Genomic DNA, 6,471 nt, shown 5'->3' with positions numbered 1-6,471 from the left:
CACACAGCGCTTCTTAAGCTTGTCAAACAACTGGAAGCAGAGCTGCACTTCTGCGCCACGGCATAGGCACGCTGACAGCCAAGAAGCGAAAAACACCCCCGAGCCGAAGCCCGGGGGTGTCATTTACACAGCGGAGGATGGTGGATTTGAACCCCCGAGGGCGTGAACCCAACACGCGTTCCAGGCGTGCGCCATAGGCCGCTAGGCGAATCCTCCAGATTGCCCCGCGCACGGCCGCGCCCGAAACGAGCACCCCGTGCAGAGCAGACTCTAGAATACCCGAGGTTCCCAGAAGCGCCGAATCGACCCGTGCCAGACTGTCGGCATGGCCAGACCGTCCGGCATGGAGGAGTTCGACTGCCTCGTCGTCTACGTCCCGACGTCAGACGCGGACGCCCTCCGCAGCGCACTTGCAGCCGCGGGTGCCGGCAGGCTAGGCAACTACGCGGCCTGCAGCTTCAGCGTCGAGGGCATGGGGCGCTTCACTCCCCTCGATGGAGCGCGACCAGCCATCGGAACCATCGGCGAGCCGGAACAGGTTGCCGAGACTCGCATCGAGGTGATCTACCCTCGCGGTCAGCGGAACAGGATCGTCGGGGCGCTCATTGCGGCACACCCGTACGAGACGCCCGCATTCATGACGTTCCCCGTTGACATCAGCCTGCCGCCGGAAGCCTGAGCGAGAAGCACGCGCCCCCTTCGGGCGCCCGACCGGCGGTGAGTTGGATTCCAAGCCTGGATGCGAGACGGTGCGCGATCGAGAGTCCGAGCCCTGTCCCCACGGCCCGCTCCCCTGCGTAGCGGGCCCGGAGCGCGCCGCGCTCGAAGGCGTGGGCGAGGTCGTCCTCGCTGAGCCCCGGGCCGCCGTCGCGCACTTCGAGGACGACGGCGGCGCCTTCCCTCCGCCCGGCAAGCACCACGGGCGCGCCGGCGGGAGCGACCCGAAGCGCGTTCTCGACGAGCCCGTCGAGAAGCTGCCGCAGGCGTCGAGCGTCGGTGAGGACGGGAAGCGGTCCGGGGGCGTCCGCGCGGAGCCGCACGCCGGCGGGCCCGGCCACGCCGCGCCACGCCTCGAGGACCGTCGGCATAATCAGGGCGGCGTCCACGAGTTGGATGTCCACTCGGAAGTCGTCCGCCTCGAGCCGCGCGAGCTCGAGCAGGTCGCTCACGAAGTGGTCGAGTCGGCCCGCCTCGGCCCCGAGCGTCTGGCCCACGCGGGGGACGTCCTCCGGCGGGATCATGCCGTCCGCGAGCGCCTCGGCGTAGCCGCGGACGGCGGTGAGCGGCGTGCGCATCTCGTGCGAGACCGAGAGGAGGAATTCCCGCTGCCGGCCTTCGCTCGCCGCGAGCGATGCATCCAGCGAGGCGAGCGCGTGCGAGACCTGCGCAACTTCGGTGGGGCCTCCGCCGTCGACCGTAACGCCCCGCTCGCCGCCGGCGAGCCGCCGCGCCGCGCCGGCCAGACGCACGAGCGGCTTGGCGACCCAGCGTGCCACGAGCGCGCCACCCAAGACGGCGCACGCGAACCCGAGGACGAGCGCCCACAGGAGCCGGGTGACCAGCGCGCCCGCGGCCTGATTGACGGCCGAGACAGGCTCCACCAGCACGAGCCCGCCTCCCGAGGCGAGTGGTCGGGCCTCGACGACGACGGGCGTTCCCGCGACGATTTCGGTCTGGGACACCGGCTGACCGGCAAGGATCTTCTTGACCGCTGCTTCGCTCACCAAACGCCGGCCGGCGCCGGTGACGGTCCCGTCCGGCTGGACGAGCGCGATGTGGCCCTCCTCTCCGACGGCGACCTCGCGCAACGACGCGAGGTTCGTCACGGAACCGGAAGCGCTGAGGGCTTGGGCCTCGCGGGCGAGACTTGTGCGGGCCTGATCCACGGCCGCGGCGCGGATGAGCTGGGCGCCGACCAGCCCGGCGACGAGTGTGGCCACCGCGGCCACGGCCGCCGTCACAAGCGTGACCCGCGCATACAGCGATCGGAGCCAGGCCTTCACGGCGCCGCCGAACCGCCGGTCGACGCGCTGTAGCCGACGCCACGCGTGGTGCGCAGGGGGCTCGCCTCGCCGAGTTTCGCGCGGAGCTGCGCCACGTGAACGTCCACCGTGCGCCCGCCGCCATAGTCCGCTTGTCCCCACACCGCCGAGAGGAGCTGCTCGCGGCTGAACACGCGGCCGGGCTGGGACATGAGGTGGGCCAGGAGGTCGAACTCCATGGCGGTGAGCTGCACCGGCAGGCCGTCCGCCTCCACCGAGCGGCGTCCAAGGTCCAGGCGCACCCGTCCGACGCTGAGAATCCGAGGTTCCTGCGGCCCGGAGGCCCGGCGTAGGACGCTCCGCACACGGGCCACGAGCTCGCGGGGCGAAAACGGCTTGGTCAGGTAGTCGTCGGCGCCCAGTTCGAGGCCGAGCACGCGGTCCACCTCGTCGTCCCGCGCGGTAACGAAGATGACGGGCGTCCAATCGTCCTCCTCGCGGAGGCGCCGGCAGATCTCCACGCCGTCGAGCCCGGGGAGGCCCACGTCGAGCACGATCGCCACCGGTCGGAGCTGACGGATCCGCGCGAGCGCCGCGGCGCCATCGCGCTCCACGTGCACGCCGAAACCTGCGCGCGCCAAATAGAGGCGCTCAAGGTCGGCGATGGCGTGCTCGTCCTCCACCACGAGCACGAGTCCGCGCCCCTCGCCGGAGTTGTCCACGGCTCCATTCAAGCGCACGACGACGGCGCTCGGCTCGCTCTCGAGGGGCGCCGGCGCGAGACTTTACATTCCTCGAACACGGGCCGAACACTGCTCTTGCCCAGCGCTGCCACCATCGTGGCCATGGACGGATACGAAACCAGGAAAACCGGACGCCGCTGGGCGGCGGGCATCGCCTCGACGCTCGCGGCCGCGCTTCTCGCGGGAGGAGGCATTGCCGTCGCCCTCCAAGCTCAAGGGACCCGGCCGCAGGCCGCAGCCGACAGCACGACCCAGGCCGCCGTCGACGACGAAAGCCTCGCGAGCCTGACCTCCCTGGACGACCTCGCCCCCGATGTCGCCCAGCCCGCCGCGCTCGTGGAGCCGGCTGCGGCAGCCACGCCGTCGCCGTCGGCAACTGGCTCTGCGGCTCCCGCCGCGAAGCACCCGGCCCGCGCGGCACTGCGGCGAGTCCTCGCCGTCATCATCCGTCAGGACGGGACCGCCCAGTACGGCGCGAACGCGCAGAAGGCGGCCCGTGCCGCCGTCAACCGGTTCCCCGCTGCTTTCCGGCATCTGCCCGCGAAGATGCAGCAGGACCTCTGGACTCTCGCCGGCGCGCCGGCAGGCCAAGAGGTTTCCGATGCGCAGGCGGTCAAGAACAACGCGCTGAATGGAACGTACGGAGCGGAAGTCCAGAAGCTCGCGCAAGCGATCCAGAAGGCACCCGCAAAGTCTCCCGCGCCCTCGTCGAGCCCCTCGGCGGGGAGCTGATCGGGCCGATTCGAGGCCCGCGCGGAACTCCGCTAAGATGAAACCCAGCCCCTCATGTGGCGTCATCCTGCTGAACTCCCCCAGGACCGGAAGGTAGCAAGGGTAGGTGGGCTCTGGCGGGTGCATGAGGGGCCTTTTCATGCCTGTGGATAACCGGCTTCGGTGTCGGTCCAGATTGGTAGGGTTTTCTCTGTGAGTTCTCCGACTGCCCTCTATCGCCGGTATCGGCCGGACACGTTCCAGGACGTGATCGGGCAGGAGCACGTCACTGAGCCGCTCATGACAGCGCTCCGGAAGGATCGCGTCAACCACGCCTATCTCTTCTCCGGGCCGCGCGGCTGCGGCAAGACGACGTCGGCTCGGATCCTGGCGCGCTGCCTCAACTGCGAGAAGGGCCCGACACCGGAGCCTTGCGGGGTGTGCCCGAGCTGCGTTGAGCTCGCCCGCGGCGGGGCCGGTTCACTCGACGTCATCGAGATCGACGCTGCGAGCCACGGCGGCGTGGACGACGCGCGGGACCTCCGCGAGCGTGCGACGTTCGCTCCCGTACGGGACCGCTACAAGATCTTCATCATCGACGAGGCCCACATGGTCACGTCGGCCGGCTTCAACGCGCTGCTCAAGATCGTCGAGGAGCCGCCGGAGCACATCAAGTTCATCTTCGCGACTACGGAGCCGGACAAGGTCATCGGCACTATCCGTTCGCGCACGCACCACTATCCGTTCCGGCTCGTGCCGCCCGAGCCGCTCATGGCGTACCTCGAGAAGCTGTGCGCCGAGGAGCACGTTGCCGTCGAACCCGGCGTGCTGTCGCTGGTCGTGCGGGCGGGCGGCGGTTCCGTGCGCGACTCGCTGTCGGTACTCGACCAGCTCATGGCCGGCGCAGGCAGCCGCGGCATCGACTACGAGCTCGCTGTCGCGCTCCTCGGCTACACTCACGCGGCGCTGCTCGACGACGTCATCGACGCTATAGCGGCCGGCGATTCCGCTACGGTCTTCCGTGCCGTCGACCGAGTGATCCAGACGGGGCACGACCCACGGCGATTCGTCGAGGACCTGCTGGAACGCTTCCGCGACCTGATCATCGTGCGCGCCCTTCCAGACGCCGCCGAGTCGATTCTCCGAGGGGTTCCCGCGGACCAGCTCGCACGCATGCGGACCCAGGCTCAGGCCCTCGGAGCCGCCGAACTCTCGCGGGCGGCGGACGTGACAAGCGCTGCGTTCAACGAGATGACCGGCGCTACGTCGCCACGTCTGCACCTCGAACTCCTGTGCGCGAGGCTCATGCTCCCCGGTGCCGATAGCGATCATGGAGTTGCTGCGCGGCTCGATCGGCTCGAACGGCGGCTCTCCTTCGAGCAGCCTCAGACAACAGCGGCCCCGGCCGAGGCGCCGGCAGCCTCGGTTCCCGTGGCGCAAGCGCCCGGGGAGTCTGTGGCTGAGGCGGCACCCGAGGAGCATCCCGCGCGTCAGGAGGCACCGACGTCGGCTGCACAAGGCCCGACCTCGGCGCCACAAGGCCCGACCTCGGCGGCACCGGGAGCGTCGAGCGGCGGCGCCGGGAGCGTCGAGATGTTCCGCCGCGCATGGCCGGAGATCCTCGACGCCCTCACGTCGATCAAGCGCCTCACCTGGATTCTGGTCAGCCAGAACGCGAACATCGCAGGGTTCGACGGGAAGACCCTCACCCTCGCCTTCGCCAATTCCGGCTCGGTCAACTCGTTCACTCGCGCCGATCACCCCGACAATGTGCGGAAGGCCGTTCAGCAGGTGCTCGGCGTCGAGGTACAGGTCGACGCGACGGTCGGCGGCAACGGACCTTCTCCCGCCCCCGCGAGAGGGGCTGAGGCGGGCCCAAAAGCCCCGTCTGAAAGTCCCGAGGACTCGCGCGCGCCCAGAAGCACTCCCGCGTCCCCTCCGCCTGCCCCGGCGCGGCCATCGGCTCCGGCCACGCCAGCCCCAGCCCCGGTCACCGCACCTTCGGAGGCGGACATTGCCTGGGGTCTCGCCCCGGCCCCCGCTGCACAAGTTCCTGCTGCGCCGACGCCCAAACCACCGGTACGGACGCCTGAACCACCCGCGCAAACCCCTGAACCACCGGTACAGACTGAACCACCGAAGAGCGAACCAGGTGCCCGCGACGTGGCACCGCCTGCCCGGTCCGCGGACCCCTATGCCGACATCCCCTATGCCGACGAGGAGCCCCCGGCCGACTGGGACGAGCCCCTCCCCGAGGACACCGGACGGCGCCAAACCCCCGCTCGCACCGCGCCAGCGCCTCGGCCCGCCCGCGGGAGCACCCCCGAACCCGCCTCCCAGACCGTCGCCGGCCCCGAAGACAAGGTGCCGTCGCGGGACCCTTGGGCCTATGCGCAGGAATCGTCGCCCGGCGTCTGGACGGTCGGGAACCAGCCGAACACCGCTCGCGAGCAGCAGGCCGGCCCCAGCTCACCGGAGGAGCCGGCACCCGGCGCAGCGCCGCCGTCGTACCCGCCAGCGGCCGCCCAGCCGCCTGCCCCAGAGCGACAGAGCCCGGAGCGAGATAGCCCGCCGCAGACGGACGACGGCGGCGAGCGCCTGAGCATGTACCAGCGGCTGTCGCGGCGCGCTGCCCTGCAGGCGGAATCGTCGGCTCCCGTTCAGACGGTGGAGCGCGAGAAGCAGCCCGTCGTCGAGGACATCCCGAGCGCGGACGATGAGACCATCGAGGCCTCCGGCCTCTTCGGCCGCGCTGCTGTGGAGCGCATTCTCGGCGGGAAGCTGATCGAGGAGCGCGCCCTGGACGGCACGGTCATCCCTCCGCGGTAGCAGCGTGCTCGGGCAGGAGCGCGAGGCGGTAGCGTTAGGGGGTGTACGAAGGCGCAGTCCAGGACCTGATCGACGAGCTCGGAAGGCTCCCCGGCATCGGACCGAAGTCGGCTCAACGGCTGGCCTTCCACATCCTCGAGGCCGATCCGGACGACATGAAGCGCCTCGTCGCCGCGATCACCGCTGTGAAGGAGCGCGTCAAGTTC

Annotated in this window: 6 protein-coding genes, 1 tRNA gene and 1 other RNA gene; 5 read left to right on the top strand and 3 right to left on the bottom strand. The window is 70.4% G+C overall.

The window, feature by feature from the left end; all coding sequences use genetic code 11:
* Window positions 1–131: 131 nt before the first annotated feature.
* Window positions 132–216 (bottom strand) — tRNA-Ser (locus ACTHL9_RS12300).
* Between the two features lie 109 nt (window positions 217–325).
* Between ACTHL9_RS12300 and ACTHL9_RS12295 the strand changes: the two genes are divergently transcribed.
* Complete coding sequence (locus ACTHL9_RS12295; RefSeq protein ID WP_440519442.1) at window positions 326–679, top strand: hypothetical protein; 354 nt, start codon at window positions 326–328, stop codon at window positions 677–679.
* On the opposite strand, the gene ACTHL9_RS12290 is transcribed toward ACTHL9_RS12295, so the two are convergent.
* Together ACTHL9_RS12290 and ACTHL9_RS12285 are read right to left on the bottom strand one after the other, a co-directional pair.
* Window positions 657–2,003, bottom strand: a complete 1,347-nt coding sequence (locus tag ACTHL9_RS12290) for an ATP-binding protein (RefSeq protein ID WP_440519440.1) — start codon at window positions 2,001–2,003, stop codon at window positions 657–659. The genes ACTHL9_RS12295 and ACTHL9_RS12290 overlap by 23 nt on opposite strands.
* Window positions 2,000–2,704, bottom strand: coding sequence for a response regulator transcription factor (locus ACTHL9_RS12285; protein ID WP_440519439.1), 705 nt, complete (start codon window positions 2,702–2,704; stop codon window positions 2,000–2,002). Before ACTHL9_RS12285 ends, ACTHL9_RS12290 begins: the two co-directional genes overlap by 4 nt.
* Before the next feature lie 123 nt (window positions 2,705–2,827).
* Here ACTHL9_RS12285 and ACTHL9_RS12280 point away from each other — a divergent pair, with 123 nt between their 5' ends.
* The 4 genes from ACTHL9_RS12280 to ACTHL9_RS12265 form a co-directional block, all read left to right on the top strand.
* Complete coding sequence (locus ACTHL9_RS12280; RefSeq protein WP_440519437.1) at window positions 2,828–3,457, top strand: hypothetical protein; 630 nt, start codon at window positions 2,828–2,830, stop codon at window positions 3,455–3,457.
* A 43-nt stretch (window positions 3,458–3,500) separates the two neighbouring features.
* An RNA gene (gene ffs / locus ACTHL9_RS12275) (signal recognition particle sRNA small type) lies at window positions 3,501–3,597 on the top strand.
* 52 nt (window positions 3,598–3,649) lie between these two features.
* A complete protein-coding gene (locus tag ACTHL9_RS12270) occupies window positions 3,650–6,265 on the top strand; it encodes a DNA polymerase III subunit gamma and tau (protein ID WP_440519435.1) in 2,616 nt (871 codons plus the stop codon).
* 41 nt (window positions 6,266–6,306) lie between these two features.
* A partial coding sequence (locus tag ACTHL9_RS12265) for a helix-hairpin-helix domain-containing protein (RefSeq protein ID WP_440519443.1) occupies window positions 6,307–6,471 on the top strand: 165 nt, incomplete at its 3' end.

Source organism: Sinomonas sp. (assembly GCF_051955515.1).
In the GTDB taxonomy this organism is placed as follows: Bacteria; Actinomycetota; Actinomycetes; order Actinomycetales; family Micrococcaceae; genus Sinomonas.
Note: the sequence above shows the minus strand (reverse complement) of the source record. Positions and strands in the feature narration are given on the sequence as shown.